The 15,113-nt window shown below is 59.3% G+C and carries 17 protein-coding genes; 7 read left to right on the top strand and 10 right to left on the bottom strand.

The window, feature by feature from the left end; genetic code table 11:
- Nucleotides 1–7: 7 nt before the first annotated feature.
- Together speD and QUE75_RS17795 are read right to left on the bottom strand one after the other, a co-directional pair.
- A complete protein-coding gene (speD, locus tag QUE75_RS17800) occupies nt 8–799 on the bottom strand; it encodes an adenosylmethionine decarboxylase (RefSeq protein WP_061330812.1) in 792 nt (263 codons plus the stop codon).
- Between the two features lie 144 nt (nt 800–943).
- Entirely contained in the window at nt 944–1,366 is a 423-nt protein-coding gene (locus QUE75_RS17795; protein WP_286252158.1) for an OsmC family protein, read from the bottom strand.
- A gap of 280 nt (nt 1,367–1,646) precedes the next feature.
- On the opposite strand from QUE75_RS17795, the gene crp reads away from it, so the two are divergent.
- Nucleotides 1,647–2,288, top strand: coding sequence for a cAMP-activated global transcriptional regulator CRP (gene crp, locus QUE75_RS17790; RefSeq protein WP_007153756.1), 642 nt, complete (start codon nt 1,647–1,649; stop codon nt 2,286–2,288).
- A 74-nt stretch (nt 2,289–2,362) separates the two neighbouring features.
- Here crp and QUE75_RS17785 read toward each other — a convergent pair whose 3' ends face one another.
- From QUE75_RS17785 to QUE75_RS17770, 4 genes are all read right to left on the bottom strand, one after another.
- Nucleotides 2,363–3,253: an alpha/beta fold hydrolase gene (locus QUE75_RS17785; RefSeq protein ID WP_396631671.1), complete on the bottom strand. Its 891-nt coding sequence runs from the start codon at nt 3,251–3,253 to the stop codon at nt 2,363–2,365.
- A 90-nt stretch (nt 3,254–3,343) separates the two neighbouring features.
- Nucleotides 3,344–4,279, bottom strand: a complete 936-nt coding sequence (locus QUE75_RS17780) for an alpha/beta fold hydrolase (protein WP_286252154.1) — start codon at nt 4,277–4,279, stop codon at nt 3,344–3,346.
- Nucleotides 4,245–5,219: a sterol desaturase family protein gene (locus QUE75_RS17775; RefSeq protein WP_286252152.1), complete on the bottom strand. Its 975-nt coding sequence runs from the start codon at nt 5,217–5,219 to the stop codon at nt 4,245–4,247. Before QUE75_RS17775 ends, QUE75_RS17780 begins: the two co-directional genes overlap by 35 nt.
- 109 nt (nt 5,220–5,328) lie before the next feature.
- Complete coding sequence (locus tag QUE75_RS17770; protein WP_138435900.1) at nt 5,329–6,066, bottom strand: glutathione S-transferase family protein; 738 nt, start codon at nt 6,064–6,066, stop codon at nt 5,329–5,331.
- A gap of 109 nt (nt 6,067–6,175) precedes the next feature.
- On the opposite strand from QUE75_RS17770, the gene QUE75_RS17765 reads away from it, so the two are divergent.
- Complete coding sequence (locus tag QUE75_RS17765; RefSeq protein ID WP_138435899.1) at nt 6,176–6,616, top strand: META domain-containing protein; 441 nt, start codon at nt 6,176–6,178, stop codon at nt 6,614–6,616.
- A 137-nt stretch (nt 6,617–6,753) separates the two neighbouring features.
- Complete coding sequence (locus tag QUE75_RS17760; protein WP_138435898.1) at nt 6,754–7,731, top strand: META domain-containing protein; 978 nt, start codon at nt 6,754–6,756, stop codon at nt 7,729–7,731.
- Here QUE75_RS17760 and QUE75_RS17755 read toward each other — a convergent pair.
- Nucleotides 7,704–8,558 (bottom strand): substrate-binding periplasmic protein, encoded by an 855-nt coding sequence (locus QUE75_RS17755; RefSeq protein WP_286252147.1) that lies wholly within the window; start codon nt 8,556–8,558, stop codon nt 7,704–7,706. The genes QUE75_RS17760 and QUE75_RS17755 overlap by 28 nt on opposite strands.
- 151 nt (nt 8,559–8,709) lie before the next feature.
- Here QUE75_RS17755 and QUE75_RS17750 point away from each other — a divergent pair, with 151 nt between their 5' ends.
- The 4 genes from QUE75_RS17750 (at nt 8,710) to QUE75_RS17735 (ending at nt 11,860) form a co-directional block, all read left to right on the top strand.
- Nucleotides 8,710–9,810 carry a M14 family zinc carboxypeptidase gene (locus tag QUE75_RS17750; RefSeq protein ID WP_138435896.1) on the top strand — a complete coding sequence of 367 codons (1,101 nt, stop codon included), beginning with the start codon at nt 8,710–8,712 and terminating at the stop codon, nt 9,808–9,810.
- A 1-nt stretch (nt 9,811) separates the two neighbouring features.
- Nucleotides 9,812–10,549, top strand: coding sequence for an alpha/beta fold hydrolase (locus QUE75_RS17745; RefSeq protein ID WP_286252144.1), 738 nt, complete (start codon nt 9,812–9,814; stop codon nt 10,547–10,549).
- 74 nt (nt 10,550–10,623) lie between these two features.
- Nucleotides 10,624–11,241, top strand: a complete 618-nt coding sequence (locus QUE75_RS17740) for a glutathione S-transferase family protein (protein WP_138435894.1) — start codon at nt 10,624–10,626, stop codon at nt 11,239–11,241.
- A gap of 19 nt (nt 11,242–11,260) precedes the next feature.
- Nucleotides 11,261–11,860: a DUF4202 domain-containing protein gene (locus QUE75_RS17735; protein WP_286252142.1), complete on the top strand. Its 600-nt coding sequence runs from the start codon at nt 11,261–11,263 to the stop codon at nt 11,858–11,860.
- Between the two features lie 19 nt (nt 11,861–11,879).
- Here the strand turns inward: QUE75_RS17735 and soxZ are convergent, their stop codons facing one another.
- Genes soxZ through QUE75_RS17720 form a run of 3 tightly spaced genes read right to left on the bottom strand, consistent with a single transcriptional unit; the run spans nt 11,880 to nt 15,090 of the window.
- Nucleotides 11,880–12,656, bottom strand: coding sequence for a thiosulfate oxidation carrier complex protein SoxZ (gene soxZ / locus QUE75_RS17730; RefSeq protein ID WP_286252140.1), 777 nt, complete (start codon nt 12,654–12,656; stop codon nt 11,880–11,882).
- A 37-nt stretch (nt 12,657–12,693) separates the two neighbouring features.
- Nucleotides 12,694–13,758 (bottom strand): YeeE/YedE family protein, encoded by a 1,065-nt coding sequence (locus QUE75_RS17725; RefSeq protein ID WP_286252139.1) that lies wholly within the window; start codon nt 13,756–13,758, stop codon nt 12,694–12,696.
- Nucleotides 13,759–13,767: 9 nt separating this feature from the next.
- Nucleotides 13,768–15,090: an FCSD flavin-binding domain-containing protein gene (locus QUE75_RS17720; protein WP_286252137.1), complete on the bottom strand. Its 1,323-nt coding sequence runs from the start codon at nt 15,088–15,090 to the stop codon at nt 13,768–13,770.
- Nucleotides 15,091–15,113 lie beyond the last annotated feature (23 nt).

The following is a 15,113-nucleotide window of genomic DNA, read 5'->3' as shown; positions in this document are numbered from 1 at the left end:
AACGAGCTTATTCCACGTTGCGGGAATAGAAGATTTCCAGCATTTCGCGGCGCAGTCGGTCTTCGATGGACTGGGCTTCGGCCGGGTCCAGTTCGCCGGCATTCACACCGAACACATAGTTATCCAGGTTAAACTCTTTCAGCATCATCTTGGTATGGAACAGGTTTTCCTGATACACGTTCACGTCGATCATCTGATAGGCGTTCTGGGTGTCCTCGGTCAGGTAGTTCTGGATCGAGTTGATGTCGTGGTCGATATAGTGCTTGGTGCCATCGACATCACGGGTGAAGCCACGTACCCGGTAGTCCACGGTGACCACATCGGAGTCAAAGCTGTGGATCAGGTAGTTCAACACCTTCAGGGGTGAAATCAGGCCACAGGTGGACACGTCGATATCGGCGCGGAAGGTGCTGACGCCATCATGAGGGTGGCTTTCCGGGTAGGTGTGAACGGTCACATGGCTCTTGTCCAGGTGCGCTACGATGGTGTCGGGCAGCGGGCCCGGAGATTCTTCGTTGTTGGCTTCGCTGTCGGTGAGTTCATGCTCGGCAATCAGCATGGTCACAGAGGCACCGTGGGGCTCGTAGTCCTGGCGTGCAATATTGAGGATGTTGGCGCCGATGATCTTGACCACGTCAGACAGGATCTGGGTCAAACGCTCGGCGTTGTACATCTCGTCGATATAGTCAATGTAGGCTTCACGTTGCTCTTCGGTCTGCGCGTAACAGATATCGTAGATGTTGAAGCTCAGGGATTTGGTCAGGTTGTTGAAACCGTGCAGCTGGAGTTTGGTTTCCATAATAATTGCTCACCTTTTGCGCAGACCTGCGGAGAAAGTTGCGTATTATGCATACCGTGTGTGTCAATGAATAGTATCTACAATGACATTTTTGGTTACAGTGGCCCCAACGGCGGCATGGGGCGCGCTGGCTACGGAAATCGCTTACTCTGCGGCGCGGATTTCGTGGCTGTGGGTGATCTCGACACCGGCTTTTCCGAGCATGATGGACGCTGAGCAGTATTTTTCAGCAGACAGGCTGACCGCTCGCTCGACCTGCTTCTCTTTGAGGTTGTGGCCGGTAACCACAAAATGCAGGTGTATTTTGGTAAAGACAGCCGGCACGGCATCGGCCCGCTCTGCTTCAAGTTCGGCATGGCAGGCGGTGACGTCTTGCCGACTCTTTTTCAGGATGCTCATCACATCAAAGGCCGAGCAGCCGCCCACGCCCATCAGCAGCATTTCCATGGGGCGTGGCCCGAGGTTTTCGCCGCCGTGATCGGGTGGGCCGTCCAGCTGCACGCTGTGGCCGCTGCCACTGGTAGCCCTGAAACTGGCATTGCCGGTCCAGTCGACGGTTGCTTTCATCGGGTTCTCCCATGGGTGAGGGTTCATGGCCGGATGTGATGAAGGTTGCTCCGGAGCCTGATGGAGGATGCTAGCACAGTCTGATAGTGGCGACAGCTACCCCTTGCGACCAAAGAGGCATTGATCCCAGATACATCTTGTATCCGCTTTCGAGTTGCCGAAAGATGACCTTCTTGTTATAAGTTGCGCTGCAAACAATAAAAATCGCGAAACCCGCAAGGAAATGCGGGGCAGAAAAACATCAGGAATCGCCAGACTCTGAGGAGGCATGTCCCGCACTATGGCTACCATCGTCAAGCCGGTTGAGCAGAAAACCAAACACCTGGATTATTTCCTTTCCCAATGCCACCGTCGGCGTTACCCCGCCAAAAGCACCATTATTTATGCCGGTGACAAAAGCGACTCCCTGTTTTACATCGTCAAAGGTTCCGTCACCGTCATCATTGAAGACGATGATGGCCGCGAGATGATCATGGCCTACCTGAACGCCGGAGACTTTTTCGGCGAAATGGGCCTGTTTGATAACATGGATTCCCGCAGCGCCTGGGTCAAGGCCAAGACCGAGTGTGAAGTGGCGGAGATCAGCTACACCAAATTCCGTGAGATCGCCCAGCAGGACCCGAGGGTGCTGTATTTCATCGGCGAGCAGATGGCTTCTCGCCTGCGCCAGACTACCCGCAAGGTTGGCGACCTGGCGTTCCTGGATGTGACAGGCCGGGTGGCGCGCACCCTGCTGGACCTGTGCAAGGAGCCAGACGCCATGACCCATCCCGATGGCATGCAGATCAAGATCACTCGCCAGGAGATTGGCCGTATTGTTGGTTGTTCCAGGGAGATGGTGGGCCGCGTCCTGAAAACGCTGGAAGACCAGGGCCTGGTTCGGGTCAAGGGCAAAACCATGGTGGTGTACGGCACCCGCTGAACGATTCCCGCCTGGCAACTGCCTCAAAGGCCGCTGAATTTCAGCGGCCTTTTGCGTTGTGGCGGTCGCCCATATCAGCGATGGGCTTCGACAAATTCCCGTACCGACCGTGACACGGCCGCCGGTTCGGTGATGGGTGCCCAGTGCGTGGTATCCAGTTCCTGCAGGGTCAGCTTGCCGGTCCAGCGGGCCAGGTTCTCGGTGAGTTGGCGGCCCACATAGGCATCCCGGGTGGGGATGATCACCTGCACCGGGCAGCCTGCCAGCCTCGGCTCTGGTCGCAGCAGCTTACGAATAAAGTTGGCCCGGTAGAGTTTGACGCCATAGCGGCCGTCGGCTTTCTGGTATTCGCTGAACTGGGCATCGGCAATCTGTTCGTGTTTGCGAAGATACCCCGGCCACAAGCGGTCGAGGCCGGCCTTCCACAGGGTTTCTGGCAGCACCGGCAACTGGAACATGAACACATACCAGGAGCTGGCCAGCTGCTTCAGGACCTTGGTGGTGCCCCCGGAACCGGGTGCCATGATCTGGTCCCGCAACCAGTAGCCCACGTGATCCAGGCAAGGTCCCGAAATGGCAGTGTAGGATCGAATGCGCCCGTCCAGGGCTCCGGTGGTCACCGTTTCCCAGCTCTGGATAGAGCCCCAGTCGTGGGCCACCAGGTGGAAGCTGCGATCCGGGATCACCGCGTTAGCCACGGCCTTGAGGTCCTGCGCGAGCCACTTCATGCGATAGGCGCTGGTTCTGGCTGGCTTGTCGGAGCGGCCAGCGCCCCGAACGTCATAGCGGACGACCAGATAATCCTTTTTCAGTTGCTCGGTCACCCTGTCCCAGACACTGTGGTTGTCCGGGTAGCCGTGTACCAATACCAATGGCGTGGCCTGGGGATTACCTTCGACTCTGGCGTACAGGAGCAGGTCACCGCTGGTCACCCAATGTTCTTGTTCGATACTCACGCTGATCATTACCTTGTGGTGGCGTTGAAGTCTGATCAGGTTAGCGGTATCCGGTGGCAGGCTCTGCGGCCAAACAGGCCAGAAACCATGCCGGTGATGTCAGCCTGCCAGGGCCTGGTCGCGGCGGAGGCCCTGGCTTCGGCCGGGCAAGCATTGCAGCAGATGCTGCCAGACCACCTCAGCATTGGTTTCGTTCAGCGTTTCGTGACGCCCGCCCTCAAACAGCCGGAGGGTGACTTGTTGCACGCCGGCCTCCCGAATGGCCTGAAAGTGGCGGCGTATGCCTTTGCCCATTTCGCCCACCGGGTCATCGGTGCCGGCGAACAGGTGAACGGGCAGGTCCGGGCGCCACCGGGCGGGATTGATCGACAGCATACCCTGGATAAAGTCTTGCCATAGCCCGGTGGTGCATTCGAATCCACACCAGGGGTCGGCCAGGTACAGATCCACCTGATGCGGGTCCCGACTGAGCCAGTCACAGGGCGTGCGGTTGGGTTTGAACATCCGGTTAAATTTGCCAAACGTCATCCGGGCAATGGTCTTGCTGGCGTGCCGCTGCCCACGCAACGCACGTATCAGGCGCACCAGTAGCAGCGAGAACCGAAGTTCAGCTGTGTGGATTCGGTTGGTTGCGCTGAGGATCAGTGTATCCAGGTTCTGGCCGTATTGCTGGGCGTAGCTTTGGGCAATGAACGAACCCATGCTGTGCCCCAGCAGGGCGACCGGAATGCCCGGCATCTGTTCCCGGGCGCAGTGGACCACCTGGTTCAGGTCGTCCACCACTTTCTGCCAGCCGTCCGAGTCTGCGTAGTGTCCCGGGTGACCACTGCCCGGGCCATGGCCGCGATGGTGATAGCTGATGACCGCCACGCCCTGGTCGGCCAGCCAGGAGGCCAGGGCCGCATAGCGGTCGCCATGTTCGGCCATGCCGTGACTGATGATCAGGCAGCAGTCGGGTGACGGCTCTGGTTCAAACAGGGTCGCGTTGATCTGATGGTTGTCAGGGGTTGTCAGTAGCAGGGTCTGTTTGCGCATGGTCCTGGCCGGGTTCCTTTGCGGCCGGGCGTTGCCACTCCGGCGGTTTCCACAGGTGTTTGAGTCGAGACAATAGTCCGCCTGGCTGCTGCATGTCGCGGAACAGGTCCACGTATTCGTGGGTCCAGAGCACAATCAGGTTATTTGAGGCCACCGGGCGGGTGATGCCGTACTCGGGCGGGTCCTTGGCATCTTCGTCCACGAAGGTGCCAAACAGTCGATCCCAGATGATCAGCGTGCCGCCATAATTACGATCGATGTAGCCGGGGTTGCGGCCGTGATGCACCCGGTGATGGCTTGGGGTATTAAACACAGCTTCGAACCAGCCGGGCAGCCTCTTTACCAGCGTGGTGTGAATGAAAAACTGGTAGACCAGGGAGAACGCATAGGCCACGCCAATCCAGACAGGATTGAAACCGACCAGTGCCAGCGGCAGATAGAACATCCACATGCCGTTGAAAATATTGGTGGCGTTCTGGCGCATCGCGGTTGAGAAGTTCATCCGCTCTGACGAGTGGTGCACTACGTGGGCGGCCCAGAACCAGCGCATCCGGTGACTGGCCCGGTGCATCCAGTAAAAACAGAAGTCGACACCCAGGAAGGTCAGAAAGGCAGTGAGCCCGTTGAGCTCGAGGTCGAACAGTCGGAAGTGATAACACAGGGCATAAACCGGAAAAGCGATGATGCCTGCGAACAGCAGCTCTGTGGTCTGGTAGCCAGCGCCCAGGGCGAAATTCCGGACCGCCTCGCGGGTATCCATCAGCGCCGGGTCGTGGCGGATTTTCAGGTATTCCCACAGGGTAACGCCGACGAAAATCGGTGTGGCTACCACAAAAATAAGCTGGCGCTCATCCAGTGCCAGCCAAGGGGCTACGGTTTGCCAGAGTGCCAGCAGGCCGCTGTTTTCCAGCACCGCCTTCATCATGTCTATCAGTGCCATTAAGGAACCCGGTGTTGTTCTTGTTCAGGGTCTATCTTGGCACAATTACCGCCAAACACGTTGTCCTATTACGTCAGCGCAAGTGGCGGTTTCCGACACACGAACACCGTCAGCGATGCTTCTGGTACAGGGCTTCGATCGGCTCGAGTTTGGGGCGCCACTCTTCCAGCCAGCGTTGTACCGGTTTGGGAATACGGGCGGGCTTTGGCCAGGGCACCGGATACTGGGGCGGTTGGAATAGCGGCGCCAGCAGGGCTGCAGCGGCCAGATCTGCCCGGCTGAACCGGTCGCCCACCAGGTAGGGCCGCTGGCGGTAGATGTCGGTCAGTTCCGTGACCAGCTGCTCCAGGGTCTGTTGCGCCGCATCTGCCGTTTTCTGGTTGATCTTCATCCACTTGCGCATGATCTCATCCACCCGGCTGAAGGCCAGGCTGAGCAGAATCCGGTTATAGAACGGGGTGCCGGCGGCGAGCAAAGGAACCACCACTTTGGGCCGTTGCAGAAAGTAATGATAGACCCAGGTGCGAATGGCAGGCCCAGCCTGTTCATCCAGCTTTTTTTCCCATTCCAGGGCTTGTTCACGAAGTATGGGGTCTTCCGGTGTCAGAGGGTTGTCGGGGAACATCTGGTCCAGATAATCCACGATCTGCGCTGAACCCTGAACGATCTGGCCGTCATGGTCCAGCACCGGCACCGAGGAATCCGCCCCGGTCATTTGGGTGATGGTTCGCGCGTGTTGGCCCGGGAGCAGATTGATCGGCTTGTAGTTGACACCTTTGTAGTCCAGTGCCCAGCGGGCTTTCTCCGAATAGTGGGAAATACAGAACTGATAGAGCTTGACGGTCATGGGTGTGCTCCCGGTGTTTTGATGACGCAAGATTAACTCTTCTGTCAGCGATTTCCCACCAGGCGAGGCGTAGACTGTGAGGGTTGTTCCATAAGTTTCAGGGGGTTATATGAGTCTTGCAAAGAATGTCCTCGCTATGTTGTTGGTCACCGGGTCGTTATGGGGATGTTCCCTGTCCCAGGAGCGGGCGACGGGAAAAACCATGAACCTGGCAGGGAGTCAGTGGCAGGTCGAGGAAATTGACGGCGACCCGGTGGCAGAAGACAGCGATGTCACCATCGCCTTTACTGACGAAGGGCGGGTTTCCGGAAGTGCCTCCTGCAACCGCTACCAGGGTGGCTGGGATGCCAATGGCACCCAGCTTGAACTCTCTCGCATGGCGGCCACCCGCATGGCGTGCCCTGAACCTCTGATGCAGCAGGAAAACCGGTTTTTGAAGCTGCTGGGGGATGTACGGCATTATCAGTTCGAGCCTGACGGCCGATTGGTGCTTGAAACGGCCGATGGAACAAAAATGACTGCGGTACCACAGCCCAGCGGTCAGGAGTAATCCGCTTCGCTGGTTGTCTGAGACACGTCGACGGTTGTTTTCCGGGATGCAAGGTTCCCGTGCCCGCAATGATGGTTAATCGGGCCGGGAATCTCTAAACTAGCGACCTGTAGTGTGGAACAACAGAGGATGTGTTCATGTTTTTGCGACGAGTATTGCCGTTGTCCGTCGTGGCGCTGACGGGCCTCACCCTGGCAGCCTGTGCCTCCCATCCACAAACCGAGGGCTTGTCCGATTTTGGCCAATATCGCTGCGGCCAGCTGGATGTCCGGATGACCAGCTCTGAAGGCAGTGATCTGGTGGGGCTGGAGTACCTGAACAAGCGGGTACTTCTGAAGCCGGCAGTGGCCGCCTCCGGTGCACTCTATAAGGCGCCGGGCGACCCGGATACGAGTTTCTGGGGCAAGGGAGAGCGGGGCACACTGACATTGCGCGGGCAGGTCTATCCCGAGTGCCTGGAGCCGGGGGCCATCGAAAGTTCGTTTCGTGCCATCGGTACCGAGCCCTTCTGGTCGGTGCAGATTGAGCAGAACCAGATGACCCTGAGCCGTCCTTACGATCAGCAGCTCAGCGAGCAGATTGTGCTGAATGAAACATTGGCCAACCGGCACGGGCGAACCTACGAGGCACGGTTCGACGGTCAGGCAATGGAATTCCGTATAGCCCACCAGCTGTGCGAGGACGACATGGCCGGGGCCCAGTATCCGGCGCAGGTTCGGTTGACTCTGGACGGTGAAACCTTCATGGGCTGCGGTGGTGACCGGGAACGTTTGTTCCGCGGTGCGGAATGGGTTGTTGAGGATCTTGCAGGCAGCGGGATCATCGACCGGTCCCGGATCACGATCGAGTTTCTTGACGAGGGGCGGGTTGCGGGCCGGGCCTCCTGTAACCGCTATTCCGGCGGTTTCCGGCTGACCGGAGAAGGCCTGAGCTTTACGCCGCCGGCCACCACACTGATGGCCTGCGCGCCGGCATTGATGAACCAGGAACAGCGGTTTCTTGACCTGATGTCAGAGGTGGTCGATGGCCGAATTGGCCGCCATGGCGAGCTGCTGTTGCGGACCGCGTCCGGTGACACTATTACCGCCTATAAGTCCGGTTCAGAGAGCCTGTAAGCCGACAGGATGGCGGCGAGCCTGCCATTGGCCGTCAGCCGGGCGAGGCCGCTGTCCAACAGGTTTGCCAGTTCGGCTGCGTCAGGGTTTTCCGGCGGGAAGGCAATAAACAGGGGGGCCTCGTAGGCTAGCCCCGCGTTTCTGGGGGCGGCAATGGACGTGTTTTGAGCCAGGAACCAAGACATCACGGCGCTGTCTTCAACAAACACGTCGGTGCGTTCGCGTTCCAGAAGCTGGAGGGCTCGGGCCAGTGGTGCCGGGCCAGACAGAATCCAGATCCGCTCGGAATCATCCGTGTATTCGCTGATATAGTGATCAAGTTCCGGAGAGTAGGCGTACCCGTTAATCACCAGTAATGTCTTGCCCTGCAGGGAGTCAATGCCGTCATACTCCCATTGACTTTGCGGGTGGGTATATAGCGTAATTCGGGCTTCGCCAAGGCTGGTCTCGGGGAAGATGAAGTCCGGTGCATCGCCTTTCAGCGCGCCAACCACTCCGTCAATCAATTGCTCCCGTGCCAGCTGCAGCGAGCGTGCCCAGCCGAAATTCTGGTAATCGAATTCGTAGCCCGCCTCCGCGAAGATCTCCCTGGCAATATCCACCATGTAGCCCTCCTGCAGCGCGCCTGCCAGGCAGTTGTGGGGGCACCATGGGTCCGCGGCGAGTATCACGCGCCGAATGGCGGCACCGGCGGCTGTCGCCTGCTCGGGAGTGGCACTGGAAAGGTCGGCCTGGTTCGGAGCGTCGGTTTCTGGTGAATCCGTTGGCGCCTGGTCAGAACAGGCCGAGAGCAGGAAAAACGCAGAGAGCAACAGGGTTCTGAACATGGAAAGTTAAACCGCCATCAGTATCGGGGCAGATACTTTAATCATATCGCTTCCTGAATAGTTTGTATTGCATATTTGGGGCTGTAACGCTGTCAATCTATTGCAGCATTCCGCAGGTAAACTCCGGGGCTCAGCGACCAGAGATTGCACCATGACCGAACTACGGGCACTGACTCCCCACAGCGTCATTCCGGCTGAGCAGGCCAGCCGGGATCGCCATCAAAAACGACTGCTCAGAACCTTCCTGCCGGAGCTGGTACAACTGGAGCGACAGTTGGCTGAAGCACCGGATTTCGTCAGCACGCAGGTCGCTGGCCGAGTGGTTGTTGGCCCCATGGGGTTGCCGATCTATCGGGTGGATCTTGGCACGCCCGCGACGGATGTGCCGGTGGTATTGATTGTGGGCGGGGTGCATGGGCTGGAACGTATTGGCAGCCAGGTGGTGATGGCCTGGCTGGATTCCCTGTTGGCTCGCCTGGGTTGGGACCAGCATCTCAACGCCCTGCTTGAGAAAGTCCACATTACCCTGTTACCGATCATGAACCCCGGTGGCATGTATCTGAACCAGCGCAGCAATCCCAGCGGAGTGGATCTGATGCGCAACGCGCCCATTACCGCGCAGGATGGCAGTGCCTTTTTACTGGGCGGCCAGCAATGGTCGTCTCGACTACCCTGGTATCGGGGCCGGCCAGAGCAGGGGATGGAAGTGGAAAATCAGGCGCTGGAAGCGGTGATTCAGGACCTGTTGCCAAACCGACCGTTCAGTCTGGCACTGGATTGCCATTCCGGTTTTGGCTGGCAGGACCAGATCTGGTTTCCTTATGCCTATCGCCGCCGCCCGATGCGACGTATTGATTCGGTTATGGCGCTTAAACTGATCTGGGAGCAGGCCTACCCCAATCACAACTACCGGTTTGAGCCCCAGTCTGCCCACTACCTGACCCATGGCGATCTGTGGGACTATTTCTACAAACAGGTAAACCGGGAAAACAGTGGTGTGTTTCTACCCCTGACCCTGGAAATGGGGTCTTGGCGCTGGATACGCAAACGCCCACGGCAACTGTTCCGGCTGGATGGATTTTTCAACCCGCTGGTGCCACACCGGCATCAGCGCGTACTGCGCAGCCATCTGACCTGGATGGACTTTCTGATCAGTGCGGCGGCCAGTCACCTGAACTGGTTGCCCACCGGTGAGCAGCAGTCCATGCTGAGAGAAGCGGCCATCATGCACTGGTACAGGGATACCCGATGATATGCACTGGATACTGCTCAGGGGTTTGACGCGTGAACACGCTCACTGGGGCCCCTTTGTCGAGCAATTGCGGACGGCAATGCCGAATGATCAGGTGCATCTGGTGGATCTGCCCGGTACCGGTATTCACTATCGGGACGACAGCCCCGGCACCATTGCCGGTATCCGTCAGAAGGTGCTTGAGCAGGTTGGTCATATCCCGCGCCCGTTCTCCATCGTGGCGTTGTCCATGGGCGGAATGGTGGCGCTGGATTGGGCGCAGCATGCTGAGCCCGGTGAACTGCAGCATCTGGTTCTGATCAACACCAGTTCAGGCTTCAGCCCGCCCTGGCGCAGGATGCGGCCGGGCATCTGGCCCCGGGTACTTCGATTGCTGGCCAGGCGGGAGCTGTTCCACCGGGAGCGGGATATCCTTGAGCTGACCTCCAACCGCGAGGTGCCGTTGTCTCTCTGCAAAGCCTGGTACAGCATTCAGCGTCAGCGCCCGGTGTCGTTCCACAATGCGATACGGCAGTTGGCAGCAGCAGCCCGCTATAAGCCTCAAACCAGGGCACCGATGGCTGATGCCTTGCTGTTGGCCAGCAAAGGGGACCGGATTGTGCACTGGCAGTGCAGTGCGGAGCTGGAAAAGCGCTGGTGCTGGACCCTGAAACTGCATCCGGATGCGGGTCACGACCTGCCCCTGGACGAGCCAGCCTGGGTTATCCGGCAGATTCGGGAATGGTTGCCGGGCCAGTAGCAGTTGCTTGACGCAACCGTTTTTTCCGTTCACTCTCAAGGCCTTGATGTCAGATCAACGGAGCCAATAACAATATGAAAATCTTTGAGACCAAGTCTGCCCCCAATCCTCGTCGCGTGCGCATATTCATGGCGGAGAAGGGCCTTCTGGACAAGGCCGAGTTTGTACAGGTGGATATCGAAAAAGGCGAGAACCTGACACCGGAATACGTAGCCCGCAACCCGATGAAGAAAGTGCCGGTCATGGAATTGGACGATGGCACCTGTATTGCGGAAACCATGGCCATTTGCCGTTACTTTGAAGAAGCCTATCCGGACACGCCAAAACTGCTGGGGCAAACCCCGGTCGAAAAAGCGCTGGTGGAGCAATGGCTGCGCTGGCTGGAATTCTATTTCTTCATGCCCACCGGTATGTGCTTCCAGCACACCACCGGATACTTCAAGGACCGGATGAACCCGATCAAAGAGTGGGGCGAGGAATGCGGGAAGGGTGTGGAGAAATTCATGCACTTCCTGGACAAGCATCTGGACGGCAAAGAGTACATCTGCTGCGACCGCTTTACCGCCGCAGACATCAATGCCTTCACCACCATCGCCTTTGCCCGGGTGGTGAATATCCGCATCAAGCCGGAACAGGCCAACCTGCAAGCCTGGTATGACCGGATCAAGGCCCGGCCCTCCGCCCAGGTATGAACCAACTGTAAAGGTAATCATGAGCCAGAAACTGGATTGCACCCTGAGCGCCATTGATCAAGCTAACCTGGCCGATCCGAATCGGGAGTTGTTAGAGGGAGAAACACTGCCCAGGGAATATGCCTACAGCCTGCACATGACGCGTTGGCTGTTCGCGCTGGAACCGGAGCCTTCCGAGCGTATGCAGATTGCCTGCCGGGCCCAGCATATCGAGCGCTGGACCATGCCCCGAAGTGATTACGGGGAGGGCCGGCAAAATTACTATCAGTGGCGCCAGGCCTGTGGCCGCATGCATGGCCGGCGGGCCGCGGAGATCATGGCCGAATGTGGCTACCCGCCGGAGGAATGCGAACGGGTGGAGCTGATTCTGACCAAGCGCAAGCTGCGGGAGGATGAAGACACTCAATTACTGGAAGACGTGGCGTGCATGGTGTTTCTGGAACGCTATTTTGCGCAGTTCTTCGAGGAAAAGCCGGACTACGACAAAGAGAAGTGGCTGCGCATCGTGCGCCGAACCTGGGGCAAGATGACACCCCGGGGCCACGAGGCGGCCCTGAATTTGGCCGGCAAACTGCCAGACCACCTTCAGTCACTGCTAAAGGAGGCCCTGGCCGAATGACGCCAGCTGCGGGTGCGGTTCAGAACCTGATAGGCTGGCTTGCTTCCATCTGCTCACCCTCCTGATCCTGCCAAACCAGCTTCAGTTCGCCTTCTTCTTCCGGCGTCAGCTGGAACTGGAGGTAGGGGTTAGCGGAGGTACCCGTGAAAAAGCGGGCGGTCAGTACCGGCTCGTCGTTCAGGGTGGCGGTCAGCGATTCAACCAGCTGCTGTTCAATGCTGTCATCGGCCTGGCCATCCGGCCGCAGTCCGGTTTCCATTGGATGATTGATCAGCGACCTGACCGTCACCGGCTGGCTCTTGCGAACACTGCCGGCCAGCGCCAGGCGTGGATTGGCCATGGCAATGGCAGACGCATCGCCGCCGCCCACCAGGCAGCCACTGACCGTCACTCTTACATCCCGGGTTGTGAGAAAGGCGCGATCCTGGTTGGTGATGGCCAGGGCCACCACCTGCTGGGTTTCACTCAGGCGAATTCGGGTGGCAATGTTGGCGGGTGAAGCCAGCGCGCTCAGGGTAATATCGGCCACCTCGGGGCGGGGATTGCCGGGCGCAAACAGGCGGACCTTTTCGATGTGTTCGCCATCTTCCAGGCTGCCGGTAAACGACACGGACAACGCAACGCTGCTGCCGTCTTCCGCCACCAGGGGAAGCTCAAGGCTCAGGCCTTCCAGTTCAGGTACCCGGTTGTCGAGTGCCTGGGTCACGGCTTCTACCCTTTGCCAACGCTGATCGGCGTTGGCGGTACCCATCACGAACATCAGGGCAAAAGCGGCGAGCAGGAAACGGGATATCATGACTACCTCGAATTGATCAGAACCATTGGCCGTGCGCTTAGCGGCTGGCAGCAATGCCGCCACTGAAACGAAGCGCCAGGCGTGAGCCTGCTACTATACCGGCAAGGGCCAGAAAACTGGAAATTGCCAGGGTGGAAAAGCCACTGAGCCCCTGGCCCAGTGTGCAGCCTATCGACATGATGCCGCCCACGCCCATCAGGAATCCGCCGACGATGGCACGGCCATTGTGGCCCGGGCTGGTGAAGCTCTGCCAGACGAATTCCCGGGTGAGTAGCGCCACCAGAAAGCTGCCCGCCACAATGCCCGCCACCACGGTAACCCCGAAGCGCAGTGATGTGCCGGTGGAGAGCATCAGGTACTGCAGGCTGTCGCCAACCGGTGCGACAAAGGTGAGAGACGCCAGCCGAACCGGGTCAAAGTCGTCTGCGCCCAGCACCCCGGTGATCCACCAGCCGGCGGCAACCAGAAGCCCGATCAGCAGCCCACCCAACCAGTCCCGGGGCGAGGTTCGGAATGCCCGGGAAGACAGCGCCCAGGCAGTCAGCGCCAGAGAAAGCAGGCCCGCCAGAACCAGGCGACCGGTCTCTGTGTCGAGCCCCAGGGGCGCCGTCACAAGGGTTAGATCGGTGGCAGGAAGGGTAGGGCGGTACAGATCTTCCATCCATAACCGGAATTCAGCCAGCACGCCGGACATGGTCATATAGGCAGCAATGCCAAGAACCAGCAGCACCAGTAACGAGCGCAGATTGCCAGTGCCCAGCAACACCAGCGAGCGGGCGCCACAGGCGTTGGCCAGGGCCATGCCATAGCCAAACAGCAGGCCGCCAACAAGCAGGGCGACTACTGGTAAACTGGTCGGGTGGTAAGGTGTGCGGGTGAGGTTGATGCCTGCCTGCCAGGCCAGCCACTGGCTGCTGACCAGCGCGACCGCCATGGCCAGGGCGAAGGCCCTTAGCCGGCGGCTGTCGTTCTGCTGCCAGCGATTAAACAGGCCCCGCAACAGGCAGAACCGGCTCCACTGGGCGATCATGCCGTATACCACGCCAATCAGGGCGCCGGCCCAGAGCACGGCGCTCAGGTGGTTTGCAAACAGGTTGCCCATCGTCCCGGCCTAGCGGCGCGTGCCCCAGGTGTCCTGGGTGATGGCGCTGTACCAGCCCGACGCGTAATCGGCTTCCAGTTTGCGGAAGGTGGCATTGGCATCGCTGGGGCTGACACCGCCGGACGACTCGTGAATCAGGCCTTCCTGAATCCGGTACACCGCAGCCACGGAAATGCCGTATTCCGGGTTGATCAGGCTGTAACAGGTGTTTGCCCAGGACGGCTCCAGCGGCCGCTGACCTTCCAGGGCGGCAATAATGGCCGCGGCGGCCACCTTGCCCAGGGCGTTGGCGGCAAAGCCGGACTTCGGCATCGGGGCGGCAATGGTGGCGTCGCCCACCACGTAGATATCTTTTACCTGGGTGGATTCGAAGGTAACCGGGTCCACCGGCACCCAGCCGGACTCATTGGTTACGCCCGCCCGGTCAGCAATAAAGCCGGCCTTCTGGGGTGGCACCACGTTCAGCACTGAGGCCTTGTGAATGGTGCCGAATTCGGTTTCCACTTCCCGCTTGCCGGCATCAACACGAACCACCTTGCCGTCGCCAGACAGCCCGACCCACTCAATGCGGTCGCCGTGCACGTCTTTCCAACCCTGCATGAACAGGCCCTGCTTGGAGAAGTTGTCCTTGGCATCCAGGATCAGCACCTTTGAGCGGGGTTTGTGCTGGCTCAGGTAATGGGCTACCAGGCTGGCGCGCTCATAGGGCCCTGGCGGACACCGGAACGGGTTGGCGGGGGCGGTCAGTACGAACACTCCACCATCATCCATGGCTTCGATCTGGCGACGCAGCAATCGGGTCTGGTCGCCAGCCTTCCAGGCATGGGGCGCCTGTTCTGCAGCAGCCTGGTCATAGCCTTCGATGGCGTTCCAGCGGATATCAATGCCCGGTGATAACAGCAGTTTCTCATAACGGATACTGCTGCCATCGCCGAGGCTGACCGTGCGGGAAACCGGGTCAACATCCTGGGCGGTGGTGTGTACTACCCGGACACCCAGCTCACGCAGCTCGTTGTAGTTGTGGCTGATGCTGTCCATGGTGCGCATGCCCGCCAGTACCAGATTCGAGAACGGGCAGGTGTAGAACACCTTGTTGGGTTCAACCAGGGTAACGTCCAGATCCGGTGCGTTTCGCTTCAGGTACTTGGCGGCGGTGGCGCCGCCAAAGCCGCCGCCCACCACCACGACCCGTGCAGACAGATCTTTGCTGGCGGACCCGCCAAGGCTGCTGCAGGCGCCCAGCAGAGGCAAGGCAGAGGCCGCGCCCATCAACTTGAGCAGATCACGACGGGACGAGTTCAGGCCCTGATTCTTGATGTTTGATTTGGTCATGGTCTCGATTCTTCTGTCGTGGT

This window comes from Marinobacter shengliensis, from assembly GCF_030297115.1.
Lineage (GTDB): Bacteria > Pseudomonadota > Gammaproteobacteria > Pseudomonadales > Oleiphilaceae > Marinobacter > Marinobacter shengliensis.
The sequence above is the reverse complement of the archived record's forward strand: the minus strand, read 5'-3'. Positions and strand labels throughout refer to the sequence as shown.